The organism is Nostoc sp. NMS8 (genome assembly GCF_017115045.1).
Classification (GTDB): domain Bacteria; phylum Cyanobacteriota; class Cyanobacteriia; order Cyanobacteriales; family Nostocaceae; genus Nostoc.
In genome coordinates this window covers 1-20,755 of record NZ_JABXKK010000087.1, presented here as the reverse complement: position 1 = coordinate 20,755, position 20,755 = coordinate 1, and the positions used below count along the sequence as shown (strand labels likewise).

Sequence of the window (20,755 nt, the reverse complement as noted above, 5' to 3'; positions counted from 1 at the left end):
AATCATTATAATTCCTCAAGGTTCTAAAGCGAATCTTTGGGGCCATAATTGTTTTAGCTGTCGCTATCGATGAGGAGTTTAAATACCAGTAAGACACTGGGGAGGCTAGTTGCCAAAAATGAGAAATGTGGCCTCTTGAAAAAATGCACTCGTCCGCAAGCAAGTGTCAGTGAAGGAAAATCCCATTATTTTTTTAATGGCGTTGAAATAACCAGAGTTGCTTATATGAGTCTTCTTAGAGGATATGACTTCAGGCGAAAAGACCATCAGCTGGCAGATGGAAATGCCGGAGGGTTCCACAGGAAGAATGACCCCCAAAGCCCTATGTTAATGCTAGATTACCCGCTTTATGACTTTCAGGCAACCGTACCCAGCTGCCCTCAAACAAGTTCTCTGGCAGTGGTGTTGGAGATTTTTGAGCAAGAGCAGTGCGATCGCTTGGTAGTAGTGAATCAACAGCAATGCCCCATCGGATTGCTGTATGCTGCCCGTTTAATCCCAACATTATTAATACATAGTGACGATAAAAATCTAAATTTACACCAATCGCTCTCTACCTGGGGTCAAGGTCTAATTGAGCCAATACAGACAATATTAGCTTCTGAGCGTGTAGAGCAATTGAGCTTGCACTTGGGCGATGCAGCCGAAAAACAACAGAATTTAGATTGGGCGCTGATTGACTCTGATGGTCGATATTTAGGGCTGCTGGATAGTTCGCGCCTGTTGCGATCGCTAGCCAAAGAACGCATGGCTGGCTTACAAAGCTCAGGTGAGCATCACCATGAGCATGATGCTAGGACAAATGAATCCAAGTCCTTAGGACACCAACCACTGGTTCACTTACTAGAAAGACTGCCTTGGCCTTTGATGTTGCAAACGGGTAATGGCAAAGTGGTAGCGCGAAATCCCGCCTGGTGGCAGCAATTAGGAACCTTGAAAGACCCAGAAGGAGTTAGGCAACAGGTAGAGGCAATACTTATCCCTAACCTCTTGGAAACACCAGAATATGTTACTCAACAAGCAATCAAGGTTCATCCCAATGGCAGGGAGAATGAGCATGGTGAAGAAAAACTGATTCAGCCAGAAGCATCAGGTGATGTTGGATACAGTCGGTGCTATTTAGATAGTCAAGTGGGTACTTGTACCTGCGTTGTCGAAGTGCAAAATGGTCAAGAGCGAATCTGGCAGTTTGCCAAAATTCCCTTAGATAGTCCTGAGTTTAAAGTCATGAGTGCTGAAGAGGAGGTTACACTCAGCAATGATTTGTGGTTAGTTTTAGCTACTGATGTCACTGAACAGCAGCAGCTTTGCAAAGAATTGGCGGCAAAAAATGCCGATTTAATTCAACTAAATCGGCTGAAAGACGAGTTTTTAGCTTGTATTAGTCATGAACTCAAAACTCCGCTAACTGCTGTTTTAGGACTATCGCGCTTGCTGGTGGATCAGCAGTTGGGAGAACTTAACGAGCGTCAAGCCCGTTATGCAGGACTGATTCATCAAAGTGGACGCCACCTGATGAGTGTGGTTAATGACATTTTAGATTTGACCCGGATGGAGACGGGACAAATGGATTTGACGCTGACTCCGGTAAAAATTCGGGCTGTGTGCGATCGCGCCCTATCGGAGGCTAAAGCTATCCACACTCAAACCACCAAAGCTACAACCACTACGCCACCTCAAAATGCGCGATCATCTGCTCCTCAATTCTGCCTTTCCATTGAACTAGGCTTAGATCAGATGGTGGCAGATGAGTTGCGCTTACGCCAGATGTTAGTACACCTACTTTCCAACGCCTTTAAATTCACTGAAATATCCGGCGAAATTGGACTGCGGGTGAGTCGTTGGGAAGGGTGGATTGCCTTTACAATTTGGGATACAGGCATTGGTATTCCTGAACACCAGCAACACTTAATCTTTCAAAAATTCCAACAATTAGAAAATCCCCTCACTCGCCAATTTGAAGGCACTGGTTTGGGGCTGGTATTAACTCGCGCCTTGGCTCGTCTCCACGGAGGAGATGTCAGCTTCTTATCGCGTGAAGGAAAAGGTAGCCAGTTTACACTACTGTTGCCGCCTAGTCCCCCAAATACAGGCTTTTCTGAACCAGAGATGGGAATCAGAGAAGATGAGGAAACACGACACCAACAGACACGGCAAAACCTCGCAGCAGCTCGTCAGTATGTTAGTACGCCCACACAGCATCATCACGCTAGTTCACAACGGCTGGTTTTGGTAGTCGAGGCAGTAGCCAGATATATTGAAGACTTGACCGAACAACTCAAAGGTTTAGGGTATCGGGTAGTGATTGCGCGATCGGGGACAGAAGCAGTCGAAAAAGCTCGGCGCTTGCAACCAATAGCGATATTTTTGAATCCATTGCTACCCCTGCTATCAGGTTGGGATGTGCTAACTTTACTCAAATCTGACACCGCAACCCGTCATATATCTGTAATTGTGACAGCGACGGGAGCCGAAAAGGAGCAAGCATTTGCTAATCGAGCCGATGGTTTCTTAAGTTTGCCAGTTGAGCATCAGGTATTAGCACCAGTTCTCGAAAAATTATGTACTGTACAAGCAGTTGGGCAGCAAGGGTTTAACAACGATACAATTACCCCAACTAAAACCCCACTGCGAATTCTCCGGTTGGTAAATCCCCAGTTGGAATCAGTCAATCCCCATCCTTCACTTCGAGAACATCGGGTAATTGAAGTAGATGACCTAGATCAGGCTGAACTTTTGGCGCGGGTATGGCAGTTTGATGTCATTTTGCTTGATGTCGAAAGTACGACCGCCCAAATTTATCTGCAACAACTAATTGGGCATCCACGTTTAGCAGCTATACCACTGGTTACTTGCGATGTCGCAACCACCTTAATAGCTTCTAAAATACCAGGGCTATCTGTATTTCCTTACTTAACACCATTTGCTAAAGACAACAGCAGTCGCACCGAGAAAACAGATGCCTTACTATCTGTACTGCAAATTGCTTCTGGTATTTGCTGCCCTCCTAACATCTTGGTAGTGGATTTGACAATGCTGCGTGATTTTCCCCAGGTAAGACGCAAGCCAGCTAAGGGTTATCGGACTGAAAAAAATTGCTCAATTAGTAGTGAAACTGCTGAACGGGGTTCTGAGTGGTTCCAAGCTTTAATTCAGTATCTACAAACAGCAGGCTTCAAAGCGGCGATGAGTCCATGTTGGGCAGAAGTGTTACAACAAATTCGTCACGAAAGCGTTGACTTACTGCTAATTTGTTTAGGAGAAACCTCTATCCACAAAGATGTACTCAAAGCACTGAAAACATTAGGAAATTCGCCTTTAAAGTTACCACCAATTTTGGTACTAAATCAGCGATTAAATCGTCCAGAAACTAGCTTCCAGTCTGGGATAGCTTATCACGAGCAGAAGAAGAATGGTTTGGAATCGATAGAAACTGTTGTTGGTGCGATCGCAACTCAAATCTTACCGCGATCGATATCAATGGAAGACCTCTTAAATCAGATCAATCAAGCTTTAGCTGTCAACGGTTACAATGGCAAATGTTAATGGGCATTGGTCATTGGTCATTGGTCATTAGTTATTAGTTATTTCCCAAGGACTAATGACTAATGACTAATGACAATTCACGATATATCTATTTTTTCATTTTTCTTTTTCTTAAAAGGAACTCGAACCAAGTTATAAGCACCCTTGGTCGATAAACTCTTGTAATCATCTGGCTGTAAGTCCATTTGTAAAAACTTTTTCTGTTCAGCCAACAGCAGCACTGAGGCAGGTTTTAATCCTTTGGCAGCCTTATTTTTAATATGCTGTAAAGCCTCTTGGGGAAATCCTAAATAATTTACATGAATGTGGCTGTAAAATACCACACTAGGCTTTTTGAAGCCAAGCATGATCAATTCTTCATTTGGTTGTTTTGCTTCTAGTATTACCGCAGACAATTCTCTTAAGGGTAATTGACGTTCTCGATCGATAAAGAACAAAGCAGGCGTTAATACAAAAATTAAAAACGCCACAAACCCGATTAAATTAATACTGATAACGTAGTTCCACCGACGAATCAGTAAAAAACCAGCAACCAAAACAGCACATACCAGCCAAATTACACCCGCGATTACTGGTATACCGGATTGTTGAATTAGTTCGTGGAAGTTGCTGATAGCTGGATCAGTACCTAATATATGGGTTAGGTTAAACAGTGCTGTTGACAAGAATGATAAAAACACTACATTGACCCAACCACTCCAAATGAGTGATGCGGGGATGGGGACACGTGGGGATGAAGAGGAATTATCAAATACTTTTTCCTTTTCCCCATGTATTTGCGCCTCCTCGTCATGTTCAGTGTTGGGGAAAAGATCACTCCACAACAAGGCTACCAGAATTGCTGCTGCTGGCATTAAAGGCAATACGTAGCTAGGGAGTTTGGTGACAGCAATGCAGAAAAAGACAAAAATGCAAGCAAACCAGAACCAGGCAAATAAACCAAATTGCTGAAAACGTTCAAGAGATCGCCAATGCGATCGCTGCCAAAACTTTAGTCTGATTATAGAGGCTGGTAAATACACGGAGTATGGTGCAAAGCCAAGTAACACTATTGCAAAGTAAAAATACCAAGGTGCTGAGTGACCATTAACTACTTCTGTAAAGCGTTCCAGGTTGTGATAACCAAAAAAGGAGTTAATATAATTCCAGCCATTGCGCCAAATTACTAAAGCATACCAGGGCACTGATAAACCGAGAATTATCAATATACCTACAAAGAGGCGTATTTCCCGCAGCACCTCCCGCACTTTACCCACGTAAAGCAAAAAGGCGGCAACAATTAACCCTGGCAAGACAATTCCCACTGGCCCTTTAGTCAAAATTGCGCCAGCAATCAGCACATAAAAAGCTAAGTACCACTTATTGGGGAATAGGGCATGGGGCATTGGGGATTGGGCATTGGGTATGGCTATTCTCCTTGTCGCCTCATCTCCCTCATCCCCCTGCTCTCCTGCTCCCTGCCTCCTGCTCCCTTCCTCCCCTGCATACCCTAGAAAGAAACATAACAAGGCTGATGCCATGCAACCAGTGAGCAGCATATCAGAGACACCCGTTCTCGCCCAAATAATAGTTTCGGGATTCAGTGCCATGAGCGCTGCTGCGATAAAAGATATTAAATAGCGGCGAGTGGGACGTGAAACTTGCTCTAATTCGTCTTGTTTAGTCAAATACCACTGTATGGTGTAAAAAGCTAAACAGACTAAGCCGAAGGCTGCGATCGCAGAAGGAAGACGTACTGCCCACTCATTCACCCCAATTAGGTGATACGCGATCGCTTGACACCAGTAAATTAAAGCAGGTTTATCGAAACGAGTGTCACCATTGAAAAATGGGGTAATCCAATCACCTGTAACGAACATCTGGCGGGAAGCTTCGGCAAAGAGTGGCTCTGTCTCATCAATCAAGCCAATGTTGCCCAAATTCCACCCAAAAGCTATCCAGCCAACCACCATCAACCACAAAATCGACACAGTTAAACTCAGGGCTGGATTCTTTGCTATTTTGTTGAACCACCGATCAACAGTGCGCTTAACACTCAATTTCATTCTCATTTAGTCAATAGTCAACAATCACTAATCAATAGTCGTTGGTTATCTATCTTTTGTTCTTCGGAGTTTTTAATTCAACAATTTTCCTCTACTCATTACTCAACACTTTACCAACTATAGGGTAGTGGCGGAGTAATGAGTAATGAGTAATGAGTAATGAGTGCTGAGTAATGAGTGTGGAATCTCATTTCTTATACCAGGACTGGGAATGAGTTAAACGCCGCGCTATCGCTAACGCAAAAGAGGAACTATTATTTTGCCCTTTGCCTCCTTCAAGGACTCAACACAAGTTGCCACTCTTTGTTTTGCGAATTCCACTTAGGTAATTGAGTTTCACCGACAACAAAAGGGCCCCAGTAACGACGGGAACCATCTTGTGCAAAAGCAACTAAAATATCTCCCTTCTCCAGCTTTAAATTATTCTGAGGTAGGGATAAAATCAGTCCCTTCTCACTACCTTCCTGGGGAGCAAAATCCCAATGTGCTGGTACATCATAGTTATTCTGTTTTGTACTAGAGCCTTTCGCTACCGACTGTCGTGCCAGTAGAGCCAGCCGCACAGGCTGATTTGTTTGATTGCTCATTCGCAAAGTCCCTTGATTGCTGACTTTGCTAGCTGATTTATCACGATCTGCCAACACAGGATAAGTATTCTCTTTGCTGCTATGTTCTATTTGATTGGTTGAGTTAGTTACTGGAGTAGATACACTAGCAGCAGTATCTTTTTTAGGTAAAACAGAAGTTGTCTGCTTCTGAAAAGTTTCTGTTGGTAGTTCTGAAGATGTATCTGGGTTTGTGGACTCAAAGGATACGCTAATTCCAAAGCATCCCACCATAGCAAAAAGCAGTCCCAAGCAAGATGCTGTAACACCGACGTTACGATACACTGAAGATTTCATATTGATAGATAGTTATTAGAAATAAATATTTTGTCTAGGCTTGAGCAAATAGTAGCCTATTATCCCAAAAGATAATCACACAAATTAGTCTAATATAGACTTTGTTAAAATTAAGGACACGGATGTATTATAAATATCATTTTGATGAAAAAACATTTGGAGTAAATAATTTCTTTGATGTTTGAAAAACAAGGGTTACAGACACCCATCCCTTGGAATTTTGACCGTAGTATTGCATAAGAAAATAACATTTGATACAGAGATAGCTAATTCATTTATATAAAAAATAAAAGTTTCCTGAAACCGCTAACGGCTCTAACAAGGCGTGCTTTGCAAAACCTCAGATAAATCTAAGTGGTATATTTTATTTTCTGCTATGAAAAGCCACCTGATTGAGAGGATGTTTGGAAAGTACCTATTGATATAGCAAGCGATCGCAGATCCCCCTAAATCTACGCTAGTTCTTTCTCCTATTAGAAGACACTACAGGTAGCTTTCTTACCTATATGTCTAAAAGTGAGGAAACTCGCGTCATGCACTAGTTTCCTTTAAAAAGAGGGAATTTAAGTCATTTTCCCCTTTTTTAAAGCTTGCTTATGGGGATAAAACTAAATATTTATAGTTCCCAACCATCCTCTAAGAAAATCTACTTCTTTAAAGATGATAGAATGAGCAAATTTGAAGAAACACTGGAATCTTTACTAGATATCTACAATATTAACAAACAAGCTGATACTAAAACCAATATCCTCCTGAATTTAATATAGATATATTTCAAGATATCTTGACTTTTCCCCAGAAGTCCCCTCAATGCAAAACACTCGTCTCAATAACTTGTTTGATGCCATTGCTACACGCTTGGGGCAATGGTTTTTAAATCCTTGGCGGCGGCTATCGTTGCTGATAATTAGTTTTTTGTTCGGTTTTTTTCTGGGAAACGCAGTTTCCACGACAGCTGGACAACGGGCAGAATTAGATATTGTAGTAGCTGGTTTTTTAGTACTGTTGACGGAAATTACCAGTAGGATATTTTATAGTCGTAGCTTTTTGTCAAGGCGATCGCTCTTGATAGACTCATTAAATCTCCTCAAAGTTGGTTTCACCTACAGCCTGTTTCTCGAAGCCTTCAAGCTGGGATCGTAGTGAGATGGGGAATTTATGAATTTGTGGCTGGATGAAATTTTGACAACCGATGCGGTGGCGGAAACTTGGCAACAGCAAGCAAGAGTTGCTGTGCTGGCAGATCGGTTAAGGGCTAGAGCTTTTGGGATCGTGCCGAAAAATGTCGATGAAGCGATCAAAGAGCGATCGCATCTACTAAAATCTGTCTTGCCAGCTTTTAAGCAATTTTGCCAAACTACCCTCCAAAAGGAACCCCAGGAAATGTTACCAGTTTTGTGGGACTTGTGGCTTCCTTTGGGAATCAAACTAGCATTGCACCGCCAACAATTGGGACGCCCCCTGATTCAGGGAATATTGGGAGGACAAGGCACGGGTAAAACCACAACCTGCAAAATTCTCAGTTTGATTCTCGATTGCTTGGGATACCGAACTGTGAGTTTATCTTTGGATGACTTATATAAAACTTACAGCGATCGCTTGCTTTTAACACAGCAAGATCCCCGCTTAATTTGGCGCGGCCCGCCAGGAACTCACGATGTAGACTTAGGCTTAAAGGTACTAAATCAAATCCGCCAGTCGCAAAGCTCAGTGATGGTTCCCCGCTTTGATAAATCTGCTTATGGAGGCGCTGGCGATCGCACTACTCCAGAAATCGTTACAGGTGTAGATATTGTACTATTTGAAGGCTGGTTCGTGGGTGTACGACCAATCGAGCCAAATATATTTGATACAGCACCGCCGCCAATTCTCACTGAGAAAGATAGAGTATTCGCCCGTGATATGAATCATCGCCTCCACGATTATTTACCATTGTGGGAGCGATTAGATAGCTTAATTTTGCTTTATCCCACCGATTATCGCTGTTCTTTAGAGTGGCGCAAACAGGCGGAACAGGAGATGATTGCTGGGGGTAAGTCAGGGATGAGCAATGCAGAGATAGAAGAATTTGTCAATTATTTTTGGCGATCGCTTCACCCAGAATTATTCATTAAGCCGTTGCTAAAAGATGCCGCAGCAGTTGAACTAGCGATCGAGATTCATGCCGATCATAGTTTTGGTCAAGTGTATGGCAATTAGTATTTTAATTAATGTAAAAAAGAATTCAGAATTCAGGAGCTAAGGCAAAGACTCCGAAAGCTCTGGTCAGAAAAACACCAATTCTTTATCCACCAATCGTACATAATTCATTCTGAATTCTGACTCTTGACTCCTGAATTCTGTTTCTATAAATACATTATGAAAATACTTTTTTGTTAAATAACTAACTTTTAAAAGTTTAATATTTATTCTTTTGACAATTTATAAAAATTTACTTAAGCTAAAGATAGGTTAAGCAAATCAACAAACGACAGCGATTTGATTTAGCTCCATCAAAAATTGCTGTCGTAGGCTATTGGCATAAGGAAATGAATCAAAACTAAAATTATTCCATGTAGGCAATTCAAGCAGATTTGGCTACAAAAAGCTAAGACATGATTAAGCATATTGCACCGCGCAGATATTGAACAGAATGAAATCAATTATGGATGGATACTTGTGGTGGTGTTAGTGAGTGTCCATCAATTGTTGAAGTTTGACTAGCGATTTTAGATTCGGGATTTTCGATTAGGGTCTTCGGGTTTATCTCTCGTCAGGGACGGAATAAATCTAAAATCCAAAATTAATTCACCAAAGTGCGGTAGATATGTCCAGGAGAAGACTATGTTTGAGTATTTTACATCTTTGAACGACCACAATTTACCTTATCCAGATACGCTTCACCCCATCGTTGTCCACTTCGTAATTGCGATGGTTTTGTTTTCCTTTGTCTGTGATCTAATTGGCTATTTTACTGGTAAATCCGGTCTTTTTGAGGTGAGTTGGTGGAATATGTTAGTTGCCACGATCGCAATCTTCGTTGCAATTATTTTTGGTCAGTTTGAAGCAGGATTAGCACAGCCTTACAGCCTAGCGAAATCGGTGCTGAATTTGCATACGCTAATTGGTTGGTCGCTTTCAGGAATTATCACAGCGATTACAGCTTGGCGTTATGTAATTCGTGCCCGCAATCCTAAAAAAATACCGATTTATTATTTGGGAGCCGGACTAGTTTTAACCTTAATAGTTGGCTTACAAGTATATCTCGGAGATGAACTTGTTTGGGTGTATGGATTGCATACCGTACCAGTTGTGGAAGCAGTAAAGGATGGTGTGTTGCGATGAACTCAGAATTGATTAACCAATTAACCGACTCTCTAGGCCCAAACGGATTACCTTACACAATTCCGATTCATCCCAACTTAGTCCATTTGACAATAGGTTTGTTCATCATTGCGATGACCTTTGATATCGTTGGTGTTCTGTTCCCCTTTGAAAAATGGGTCTTCAAATTTTTGGCAATTACTGTCGAACGCGACAACTTATTTGCAGTTGGCTGGTACAACATGTTAGCTGCCAGCATCATCACATTTTTCACAGTAGGAGCAGGCTTTTACGAAATGCTATTGGCAGCACCACCAGCTGATATGAAGAGTGCTTGGGGATTGCAGGCAATGGAAACTATGCTCTGGCATGGTGTGGGTGGTGTGTTGTTATTAGCGCTGATTGTTGGCATGACCATCTGGAGAGCATGGCAGCGCTTCGTTTGGGGCAAACAAGAATATAAACAGACAGATAGAGAAGTGCAATGGATCTATCTGTTCGCAGGCATCGCAATCATGTTCATTCTGTACATCCACGGCACACTAGGAGCGCAACTAGCCGCCGAATTTGGCGTACACAATACAGCAGATAATTTGCTGCGATCGCACCAAGACCTCAACACAACACTCAAATAAGTCATTTGTTATTTGTCCTTTGACTAATGCCCCATGCCCAATAACCAATACTCAATACCCAATGCCCAATAACCAAAGACCATGAAAATCCAGAAGATTTTAAACATTTTAACGCTGCTTACAGGCGCGATCGCAGTGACTATTACCAGTCTCTGGATCGGGAAGCAGGCTTACTTTTGGCTTCCCCCCCAAGCAGCAGCCGAATCCCTACTAATTGATGATTTGATTAGCTTCTTAGTAACCCTCGGTGCCTTCATCTTCTTGGGAGTAACAAGTACTCTGATGTATTCTGTGATCTTCCATCGGGCAGTCAAAGATGACTTCACAGACGGCCCCCCAATTCATGGCAATGTCACCTTAGAAGTTGTCTGGACAGCAATCCCAATTCTTTTGGTGTTTTGGATTGCGGGTTACAGCTATCAAGTTTATGAACAAATGGGAATTCAAGGCCCATCGGAATTAGTTCACCTGCATAATCCGCTAGCAATGCAATCGGCTCATGCAGAACCAAATGATGCACCAGCTAATGCTTTAGCGGAACCTGTAGAAAAAATTGACGTACTAGCTAAACAGTGGGCGTGGGTTTTTCATTATCCTGAAAAAGATATTACTAGTACCGAATTGCATTTACCTAGCGATCGCCGGATACGTTTAGCGCTGAAATCACAAGACGTTCTCCACGGCTTCTATATTCCTGCATTTCGTCTCAAGCAGGATATTATTCCTAACCACGCGATCGACTTTGAATTTACTCCCATCCGTCCCGGACAATACCGATTAACCGATTCTCAATATAGCGGTACATACTTTGCCACGATGCAAGCGAATGTAATCGTTGAATCTCCTGAAGATTATCAGCAGTGGCTAGCCCAAGCTGCAACTCAAAAGCCATCCCTAGCAAAGAATCAAGCGGCTGCTGAGTATGCTCAAACATCCCATCAATCAGTCCAAACAGGTTGGGTTACAGTTCCACCTGCTGCACCTCCTCTAGTTAATTCACCTGGTTGAAAGGAAAGTAACCATGACTAATGTTCCTATTGAAGGTATCCTTGATGAGAAGCATAACCACGAATCTCCGAGTAGCTGGAAAGAATACTTCAGCTTTAGTACTGACCACAAGGTAATTGGTATCCAGTATCTCGTTACCTCATTCTTCTTCTTTCTTGTCGGCGGTATCTTTGCGATGGTGATGCGGGGAGAACTGATGACACCCGAATCAGACTTAGTAGATCGCACCGTCTACAACGGTATGTTCACCATGCACGGCACCGTGATGCTATTCTTGTGGACATTTCCCTCACTGGTTGGTTTTGCCAACTATTTAGTACCCCTGATGATTGGGGCGCGAGATATGGCATTTCCTCGCCTCAACGCCGTCGCCTTTTGGATGGTGCCAGTGGTTGGAATTTTGATGATGGGTAGTTTCTTCGTCCCTGGAGGCCCAGCCCAAGCCGGCTGGTGGTCTTACCCGCCAGTCAGTCTCCAGAATCCCACTGGTAACTTAATTAATGGTCAAGTTCTCTGGCTCTTAGCGGTAGCAATATCTGGCGTATCTTCAATTATGGGGGCAGTCAACTTTGTCACCACAATCGTCAAGATGCGGGCCCCAGGAATGGGCTTCTTTCGGATGCCTTTGTTTGTTTGGGGAGTGTTTAGCGCCCAGATTATCCAACTATTTGGACTACCTGCATTGACAGCAGGTGCGGTGATGTTGCTACTTGACCTTACAGTTGGCACCGCCTTTTTTGACCCCGCTAAGGGTGGGAATCCAGTTATGTTCCAGCATTACTTCTGGTTTTACTCCCACCCCGCCGTTTACGTGATTATTTTGCCTGTCTTTGCGATTTTCTCAGAAATCTTTCCAGTTTATTCACGTAAACCTCTATTTGGTTACAAAGTAGTCGCTATTTCATCCATCTTGATTGCAGGTGTGAGCGGCATTGTTTGGGTACACCACATGTACGTCAGTGGTACATCAGGCTGGATGCGGTTGCTTTTCATGCTGACGACAATGTGTGTATCTGTCCCCACAGGAATTAAAGTATTTGCTTGGGTGGCAACTATTTGGGGCGGTAAACTGCGGCTAAATACCCCCATGCTGTTTGCCTTGGGTGGATTAGTTATGTTTGTCTTCGCCGGTATCACAGGCATCATGCTTTCCTCCGTGCCGGTTGATGTCCACGTTAACAATACCTACTTTGTGGTGGGACACTTCCACTACGTCCTCTACGGCACCGTGACGATGGGCTTATTTGCTGCCATCTATCACTGGTTCCCCAAAATGACCGGGCGGATGTACTCAGAAAGCTGGGGTAAAATCCACTTTTGGTTAGCCTTCATCGGCACCAACCTCAACTTTTTGCCCATGCATCCCTTGGGATTACAAGGAATGTTACGCCGAGTTGCTTCCTACGCCCCAGAGTATCAATTCTGGAATGTCATCGCTAGCTTGGGCGGATTTCTCTTAGGAATGTCCACCTTACCCTTCATATTCAACATGGTGATTTCTTGGATGCAAGGCGAGAAAGCACCCGCTAACCCTTGGCGAGCAATCGGACTAGAGTGGTTAGTTTCTTCACCCCCCCCAGTAGAAAACTTTGAAGAAATTCCCATCATCATCTCCGAACCTTACGGCTACGGCAAATCAGAACCCTTAACAGCCAACCTCCCAGAATAACGCCAACCATCGAGAAGACGCAAAAACCCTCCGCGCTTCCCTCCGCGACGGCAGTCGCTCATGGGGGAGACCCCCAAGACCACGCTGCCTCTCCTTTGCGTTTCAAACTCCCCCTCAAAAACCAAAATGGACAGCTATATCAATTCCCACGAATTGCCCCACACAGCCGCAGAACACAGCCACGATGAAGAAGGCAACAAAATGTTTGGCTTCATCGTCTTCCTCCTCTCAGAAAGCGTCATTTTCTTGAGTTTTTTCGCAGGATATGCAATCTACAAAACAACAACACCTAACTGGCTACCAGCAGGTGTTTCTGGACTAGAAGTAAAAGAACCGGCAATTAACACAGTAATTCTTGTCGCGAGTAGCTTTGTAATTTACTTAGCAGAACGCGCCCTTCAACGCCACGACTTAGTGAAATTTCGCCTATTTCTCTTGGCAACAATGGCAATGGGAACTTACTTTTTAGTTGGCCAAGCGATTGAATGGAACGGTCTCGCCTTTGGTTTCACCTCCGGGGTATTTGGTGGAACCTTCTATCTACTTACAGGCTTCCACGGTTTGCACGTTTTCACTGGTATTTTGTTGCAGTTGATAATTTTGGTACGTTCTTTCCTACCTGGCAACTACGATACAGGTCACTTTGGTGTCAATGCAACTTCATTGTTCTGGCACTTCGTCGATGTTATCTGGATTATTTTGTTTATCCTAATCTATGTTTGGCAGTAAGAATTGATGGAAGGAAAACCCAGATAATTTATCTGAGTTGGTGTATGGGGCATTGTTAATTACTTTTATGCCCCATACACCATTCACTTTATTATTCTGTTTGGTACTAATGGTTGCTGTTTCAGCTACTATTTTTCTCCTACTTGTGCTTCTACTGTTAACCGAAAGACAGATTTTGGGAATACTAAATTTAACAGCTTAGGCACTTAGTTATGAAAAAGGAGATTATGTATGGCTGCACAATATAATCATCTAACTATCAAATATCTCAAGCTAATCAATCATATTGCTTGCAAACGAAAAGAATGGTCTCATGATAAGGATGACAAGGAATTTGATTTAGGATGGGTCATAAATGAAGGGAGTGGAAAATTAACGAAACAGAACAAAATAAAACGTAAAGAAGTAGATGCCAAAAAAGCTAGAAAAGGTGATTGCATACTCCTATGTCAAAACAATCACTTTCACGGTCATCATGCAACCCATATAGTTGAAATAGTAGATGAACCTGATGAGGCTAAATACAGAGATGACACATGGACACGTCAAGTTAGGATAATATGGAGAGCCGAAAACCCCTGGGAAAAAGCACCACTCACAGAAGATGTCATTGGTAAGAAATTTTCATTTCGTAGTGGAAACTTGGTTAGCGTTGACGCACCAACTATTGACTTGAATTTAGACAAGTTTAAATTTGAATAAACTAAAGCATATCTAAATGTAATCAGAATCTCGTTGATTCTCTCTGTGCCCTCTGTGCCTCTACAGTTTAAAAGTAATTTATCTAACCACAGAGACGCAGAGAACATAGAGGTTAGAAGTTAAAAAGGGGTTTTTGGATATAAGGCGTAAATCACTGTAAGAAGTATACTTATACCAATTCTGTGTGAAGATGCGCTTATGCTGCAAGAAATCAAGAACGAACCGCCTTCTCTTCGAGAGGCTTCCGCCAACGCGCAGCGTCTCGTTAGAGAAGAGCGCCAAATACGCCAATAAATAAGAAATTAAGAGATTTGGCGCAGCTTCACAAAGAAACGGTATTAGCTCTCGTCTCAACCTTTTGAATTCACCTTTTCCTCAAACTTTGACCCATCTTGATGAGATAAAAATTTATCACTATTGTGATAATTTCTTCGCCATTGTTCTAGCTTGTCTATAGATATTGATTTAGATATGACATTCACACCATTTCCTCGCCAAGCAACTTCTGCATCTGTTGTGAAAACCCCACACTCTAATTGATCTAGCCTCATATTCCAATATTCGCTAAATCGACCTTTTAAAGTAATAACTTGCTCAAATACCTTATTTCTATGTTTATTTCTTCTTTTTCTTTCTGTTGCTCCAGTTGCTTCTGTATCAATAAACTTAGTTTCTATTAAAAACAGACTACCTTTAAAAGTCAGGAAGACAAAATCACACTTCCCTAAATCTGTATAATCTGAAATTGGAGACTTTTCAAATAACAGCAATTCAGCGCACGAGGGAAATAATTCTTTAATATTCAGAAATAAATAAGCTTGCAATAGAAGTTCCTTATCGTAAGGAAATAATATCACTCCTTCAAAAAATTTTTGAATGTCCTCGTGAGTTTGGGGTTGAATTCTTTTACAGTATGAAACAAATTTATGTAGCTCATTTACAGTCATCAAGTTCTAACTCCTTCCCCCGGTCGCAGCCTTAAGGGTATTAGCATAAAAAGATACCACTCCCTCAAGGAATTTATCATCCGCATAAGTAACTAAAAAAACGATCCAAATTCTAGCTACTTAAGGCAATTTACTGTTGACAGTTGAATAAAACTAATTCTTAAGATACTTTTCAGTATTGGTTGATTTTTCACTGCTAGTGTTAGCTACTAGTCAGCGATTTTATATGAGCAGGAAAACTGGCATTTTGTAAAGCTTGAACGGTAATTCTAGAATCTTGTACACAAAATTGCCAACCCAAGCGAACAAGCTTACGAGAAGTTTCAGTTTGAATAATTCCAATCACCGGCATTTTTGCCTTTTCTTTATCTACTGAATGCTCTTGCAAAATTGTTTTCAAGCGATGTAAATCTTCCATATTACCTGCTTGTTGGGGATTTAATTCCACCATTACCATTTGTACAGTTTCCACTGGCTCTGCATCTTCAAGAATAAATTGAGTTTGCTCATCACGCCGATCTACTTTTCCCCAAATAATCAATCTAGTATCGACTTGGAGTAGAGAACTAATGCGTTCATAAGTTTTCGGAAAAACTACGGCTTCTGATTGTGTAGTTAGGTCTTCTATTTGCAATATTGCCATCTGATCGCCTTTTTTCGTTACCACTTTTTTGACGTTATTCAACATCACAACTGCACAAAGCCTTGTATCTTCTCTTTGTTCTCCCAGTTGTGAAAGATTAATTGGGGTCAAAAGTGGCGCTATTTGCCGTAAGGATTTCAGTGGATGATCTGATACATAAAAGCCTAGTAATTCTTTCTCCATCTGCAACTTTTTCTGTGGGGGCAAATCTGTTACAGGTTTAGATTTGGGAGCAGTTTCAAAGGCATTATTCGCTCTCTTATTCTGAGCCGAAGAAAATCCATCACCTAATAAATCAAACAGATTCCCTTGACCACTGGCTCTGTCTTTGGCGCGAGATTGTGCCCAATCATACACTAATTCTGAGTCATTAATTAACTGTTGGCGGTTGGATTCGATTTTGTCAAAGGCTCCACAGTAAATCAGCGACTCCAAGGTTCGGCGGTTAACAGCGCGCAAATCCACGCGATCGCAAAAATCAGCGAGTGTTTTAAACTCTCCTGTCTCATTTCTCGCTTCCAAAATACAAGCGATCGCATTTTGTCCCACGTTACGCACTGCCGAAAATCCAAACAAAATCTTGCCTGCCGTTGGTGTAAAATCAACACCAGAACGATTAATATCTGGCGGGTCTATGGAAATCCCCATATTTGTACAGTTCGTAATATATCGCTGCACCTTATCGGTATCACCACTGTTAGCCGTTAACAGTGCCGCCATATATTCCAATGGGTAATTAGCTTTTAAATATGCTGTTTGATAAGTTACATAACCATAAGCTGTCGAATGAGATTTATTGAAACAATTAGAAGCTATTAAGTCATTTTTAATCGCAAAATTATGGTCGCGTTCAACCCCAATGTCATAGACATTTTCTTTGCCTAAATATTTGCGTGTGGCTATTTTTATCATCCTACCCTACCCTGAAAAAAATTTGCGAAATAATTGATAAGATTATGAATCTTGTAGTATTTACAGCATTTATAATACAAAATTATATCACTAGAAAACACTGCTATACTTTTACACGAAAGTAGTTAATATATATCAAAAACTTGATAAGCTCTTCAATAGATGGTTGATAGCTATGTATTTGCTGTTTTTAAAACTCATTCAACACATTTAAATACATATTAATCCGCTCAGTTAAAATGCATTGTGGAGACTAGGGATTGGGGGAGCAGGGAGAAGAATTTCCCCTCCGCAAGAGCAGCACCCTGCCCCTCTGCCTCTTTTCAATGCCCAATGCCCCATACCCAATTTCGACCAATATGTACTAGAATCAATGACTTGAGTCATAAAGAGAGCAATCATGGCATCCATCCGCGAGTTGCACCAACAACTGATTGAAAAAGAACGTTCTGCCGTCGAAATTACCCAAGAAGCTTTAGATCGCATTCAAGCGTTAGAGCCAAAATTACACAGCTTTTTATGTGTTACCGCAGAACAAGCATTAGAGCAGGCAAGTGCTGTGGATGTCAAAATTGCTGCGGGAGAGGAAATTGGCCTGCTAGCAGGTATTCCTATAGGTATCAAAGACAATATGTGTACCAAGGGAGTTCCCACTACCTGCGCCTCCCGGATTTTGGAAAATTTCGTACCGCCTTATGAATCAACCGCGACGCAAAAACTGGCAGATATTGGGGCGGTAATGGTTGGTAAAACCAACTTAGATGAGTTTGCAATGGGTAGTTCCACAGAAAACTCTGCTTACCAAGTCACAGCTAATCCTTGGGATTTGTCACGAATTCCAGGCGGTTCTTCGGGAGGTTCTGCGGCGGCGGTATCATCCCAAGAATGCGTAGTTGCTCTCGGTTCTGATACTGGCGGTTCGATTCGCCAACCTGCATCTTTCTGCGGTGTGGTGGGGATGAAACCAACTTATGGTTTGGTTTCTCGTTACGGCTTGGTGGCTTACGCTTCGTCTTTAGATCAAATTGGGCCATTTGCCAACACAGTAGAAGATGCGGCAATATTATTGAGTGCGATCGCAGGTTACGATCCTAAAGACTCCACCAGTCTGAAAGTTGCCATTCCCAACTACGCTGCTAACTTAAAACCAGACTTAAAACCCAGAGGTCAACTAAAAATTGGTATTATTAAAGAAACTTTTGGTGAAGGTTTAGACCCTGTAGTAGAACAAGCTGTTACCAAAGCAGTAGATCAACTACAAAGTTTGGGAGCGGAAATTCATATAATTTCCTGTCCCCGCTTTCGCTACGGCTTACCCACTTACTACATCATCGCCCCATCAGAAGCATCAGCAAACCTGGCTCGTTACGATGGCGTTAAATATGGGTATCGCGCTCCTAATGCAGATAATCTGCTATCGATGTACACTCGTACCCGTGCCGCTGGTTTTGGTACAGAAGTCAAACGCCGGATTATGATTGGCACTTATGCCCTCTCCGCTGGCTATTATGACGCTTACTACCTTAAAGCGCAAAAAGTCCGCACCTTGATTAAGCAAGACTTTGAAAAGGCTTTTCAAACGGTTGATGTGTTGGTTTGTCCCACATCTCCCACTACAGCATTCAAAGCAGGGGAAAAAACTACTGACCCCTTGAGTATGTATTTAACTGACTTGATGACTATTCCTGTAAATCTTGCTGGTTTACCTAGTTTAAGTTTGCCATGTGGTTTTGACGATCAAGGGCTACCCATAGGATTACAGCTAATTGGTAATGTGCTACGAGAAGACCAGCTTTTTCAGGTAGCTTATGCTTATGAGCAATCCACTAGTTGGCATCTCCGTAAACCACAAATAGTTGTTGGTCATTAGTCATTGGTCATTGGTTATTAATTCCTCTCCCCAATCCCCAGTCCCCAGTCCCCAGTCCCCAATCCCCAATCCCCAGTCCCCAGTCCCTCTATTTTTTGTTCATTTGTTAGTCTGATTACTAACTATTGACTGTTGATCTTTGTTTTCTGGAGTCGGAGATTCAGCTGTAAGTTGTGGATTAAGTATATGAAGAAGACCAGCTGATGCACCGACCAGTAATAAAATATAGGTCAGAACAAGAGGTATGTATGTATTTCCTTTGTTGTCTGAATTCTTATGAGCATTTTTGGAATCTTCACGGACAACATTGGTTATCAGGCTGTATGATAAAGCATTTCCATCCAGCCCTAAAGCATCTCCATAACGACGGATGAATCCTTGAAGAAAAATCGGCTCAGGTAATTCTTCAAATCGTTCTTCTTCTAAAGCTTGCAAGATACCTGCTCGAATCATTGTTTGAGAGGCTATTTCTTCTATGCGGATGGATTTTTCTTGTCTTGCTTGTCGTAGATGTGTGGTTATTTCCTTTAGTTGCTCTAATTGAGCTTCGTTTAAGAGCGTCACAATCTTTTCCTCTATGGCCTAATTCTACTATTCATTGAGAACACTCCAATTTGCATACGTAAATTTACTGGATATTTGATTTTAGGATAAATTTTTTTGAGAATGGCTTAATCCCGCATTTTAAAATGCTAGTGCGCCTTATAGTAAGTATTTTTATTGTTATAATACATACCTTGAAAATCAGAGAACCGGGTATGAAAATTAACTATTTGCAATTTATAATACAAGTATTTTCCCAGAGGCTACTCTGGGCTGGGATAATTGCAGCGTTCGCCTACTGTGTTATCTGTCTAGTTCTTTTTATTGGGCAACCTCGGTTTATTTTCTTTCCCTCTGCTGTTATTGAAAAGACACCAGAGTTTTTTAATCTTCCTTACAAAGAGGTTTGGTTGGCTGTACCTGGTAAAACAGGCAAGGTAGAACACATCCACGGTTGGTGGATAAAAGCCAAGCAACCCAATGCCAAGGTGTTGTTATACTTACACGGAAATGGTATCAATATTGGCGCAAATATAGCTCATGCCAACAGGTTTCATCAGCTAGGGTTTTCGGTATTACTGATTGATTATCGGGGTTATGGTCGCAGTGAAGGCAGCTTTCCTAATGAAAAGCGGGTTTATGAAGATGCAGCTACAGCTTGGAATTACTTGGTACAGCAACAACAGATTGCACCTAGCCAAATTTTTATTTATGGACATTCTCTAGGGGGTGCAATAGCCCTCGATTTGGCAGTCAAACACCCACAAGCCGCTGGTTTAATCGTGGAAAGCTCTTTTACCTCCATCCGCGATTTAATCACTTACCGAAATATGTTTTGGATGTTTCCGGTGGATTTAATCTTGACACAGCGGTTTGAATCCATTAAAAAATTGCCAAATTTAAAAATGCCAGTTTTATTCATTCATGGCGCTGCTGATTCGACTGTACCCTCTTTTATGAGCGAAAAACTTTATGCTGCTGCACCCGAACCAAAGCAACTATTGTTGGTTCCAGGAGCAGATCACAACAATACCGCAGTAGTTGCTGGGTCACAATATTTGCAGTTGGTAGAGTCTTTTATCCAACAAGTGCAGACTCCTCGCTATTTGAACAGCTTCGACTAGCTTGGCTATTCCTTACGGTGTTAGCAGGGTTGCTTGTACCAATTTTGGATTTTGGATTGGGAATTACCTTGGTGCTTCTGGCTTGGCGTGAATTTATCTGTTGCAATCATTTTTCAAATTGCTAGGACTTACGCATTGACAAAAAGAATCATCTATGGAGTCTAGATAATGCCATCA

General features: G+C 42.0%; 16 protein-coding genes. 11 read left to right on the top strand and 5 right to left on the bottom strand.

Going from position 1 to position 20,755, the window contains the following annotated elements:
- Window positions 1–324: 324 nt before the first annotated feature.
- Window positions 325–3,546, top strand: a complete 3,222-nt coding sequence (locus tag HWQ39_RS17390) for an ATP-binding protein (RefSeq protein WP_292847574.1) — start codon at window positions 325–327, stop codon at window positions 3,544–3,546.
- 77 nt (window positions 3,547–3,623) lie between these two features.
- Here the strand turns inward: HWQ39_RS17390 and HWQ39_RS17385 are convergent, their stop codons facing one another.
- Window positions 3,624–5,597 (bottom strand): glycosyltransferase family 39 protein, encoded by a 1,974-nt coding sequence (locus HWQ39_RS17385; protein ID WP_292847498.1) that lies wholly within the window; start codon window positions 5,595–5,597, stop codon window positions 3,624–3,626.
- Between the two features lie 269 nt (window positions 5,598–5,866).
- On the bottom strand, window positions 5,867–6,493 hold the full coding sequence (locus tag HWQ39_RS17380) for a hypothetical protein (RefSeq protein ID WP_292847495.1): 627 nt from the start codon (window positions 6,491–6,493) through the stop codon (window positions 5,867–5,869).
- 810 nt (window positions 6,494–7,303) lie between these two features.
- On the opposite strand from HWQ39_RS17380, the gene HWQ39_RS17375 reads away from it, so the two are divergent.
- The 8 genes from HWQ39_RS17375 (at window position 7,304) to HWQ39_RS17340 (ending at window position 14,539) form a co-directional block, all read left to right on the top strand.
- A complete protein-coding gene (locus tag HWQ39_RS17375) occupies window positions 7,304–7,636 on the top strand; it encodes a DUF565 domain-containing protein (RefSeq protein WP_292847492.1) in 333 nt (110 codons plus the stop codon).
- A 15-nt stretch (window positions 7,637–7,651) separates the two neighbouring features.
- Entirely contained in the window at window positions 7,652–8,692 is a 1,041-nt protein-coding gene (locus HWQ39_RS17370) for a glycerate kinase (RefSeq protein ID WP_292847489.1), read from the top strand.
- 624 nt (window positions 8,693–9,316) lie between these two features.
- The gene (locus tag HWQ39_RS17365; RefSeq protein WP_292847486.1) at window positions 9,317–9,817 is read left to right on the top strand and encodes a DUF2231 domain-containing protein; all 501 of its coding nucleotides are present in this window, start codon (window positions 9,317–9,319) and stop codon (window positions 9,815–9,817) included.
- A complete protein-coding gene (locus HWQ39_RS17360) occupies window positions 9,814–10,431 on the top strand; it encodes a DUF2231 domain-containing protein (protein ID WP_292847571.1) in 618 nt (205 codons plus the stop codon). Before HWQ39_RS17365 ends, HWQ39_RS17360 begins: the two co-directional genes overlap by 4 nt.
- 81 nt (window positions 10,432–10,512) lie before the next feature.
- Window positions 10,513–11,439: a cytochrome c oxidase subunit II gene (locus HWQ39_RS17355; RefSeq protein ID WP_292847483.1), complete on the top strand. Its 927-nt coding sequence runs from the start codon at window positions 10,513–10,515 to the stop codon at window positions 11,437–11,439.
- 13 nt (window positions 11,440–11,452) lie between these two features.
- Window positions 11,453–13,108 (top strand): cytochrome c oxidase subunit I, encoded by a 1,656-nt coding sequence (gene ctaD / locus HWQ39_RS17350; protein ID WP_292847480.1) that lies wholly within the window; start codon window positions 11,453–11,455, stop codon window positions 13,106–13,108.
- A 126-nt stretch (window positions 13,109–13,234) separates the two neighbouring features.
- Window positions 13,235–13,837, top strand: coding sequence for a heme-copper oxidase subunit III (locus tag HWQ39_RS17345; RefSeq protein WP_292847477.1), 603 nt, complete (start codon window positions 13,235–13,237; stop codon window positions 13,835–13,837).
- A gap of 231 nt (window positions 13,838–14,068) precedes the next feature.
- On the top strand, window positions 14,069–14,539 hold the full coding sequence (locus HWQ39_RS17340; RefSeq protein WP_292847474.1) for a hypothetical protein: 471 nt from the start codon (window positions 14,069–14,071) through the stop codon (window positions 14,537–14,539).
- A gap of 350 nt (window positions 14,540–14,889) precedes the next feature.
- Here HWQ39_RS17340 and HWQ39_RS17335 read toward each other — a convergent pair whose 3' ends face one another.
- Window positions 14,890–15,486, bottom strand: a complete 597-nt coding sequence (locus HWQ39_RS17335; protein ID WP_292847471.1) for a hypothetical protein — start codon at window positions 15,484–15,486, stop codon at window positions 14,890–14,892.
- Between the two features lie 202 nt (window positions 15,487–15,688).
- On the bottom strand, window positions 15,689–17,041 hold the full coding sequence (locus HWQ39_RS17330; protein WP_292847468.1) for an OB-fold nucleic acid binding domain-containing protein: 1,353 nt from the start codon (window positions 17,039–17,041) through the stop codon (window positions 15,689–15,691).
- A gap of 400 nt (window positions 17,042–17,441) precedes the next feature.
- Between HWQ39_RS17330 and gatA the strand changes: the two genes are divergently transcribed.
- Window positions 17,442–18,911, top strand: a complete 1,470-nt coding sequence (gene gatA, locus HWQ39_RS17325) for an Asp-tRNA(Asn)/Glu-tRNA(Gln) amidotransferase subunit GatA (RefSeq protein WP_292847465.1) — start codon at window positions 17,442–17,444, stop codon at window positions 18,909–18,911.
- Window positions 18,912–19,010: 99 nt separating this feature from the next.
- Here the strand turns inward: gatA and HWQ39_RS17320 are convergent, their stop codons facing one another.
- Window positions 19,011–19,475, bottom strand: a complete 465-nt coding sequence (locus HWQ39_RS17320; RefSeq protein ID WP_292847462.1) for a helix-turn-helix domain-containing protein — start codon at window positions 19,473–19,475, stop codon at window positions 19,011–19,013.
- A 194-nt stretch (window positions 19,476–19,669) separates the two neighbouring features.
- Between HWQ39_RS17320 and HWQ39_RS17315 the strand changes: the two genes are divergently transcribed.
- The gene (locus HWQ39_RS17315) at window positions 19,670–20,578 is read left to right on the top strand and encodes an alpha/beta fold hydrolase (protein WP_292847459.1); all 909 of its coding nucleotides are present in this window, start codon (window positions 19,670–19,672) and stop codon (window positions 20,576–20,578) included.
- Window positions 20,579–20,755: the final 177 nt, after the last annotated feature.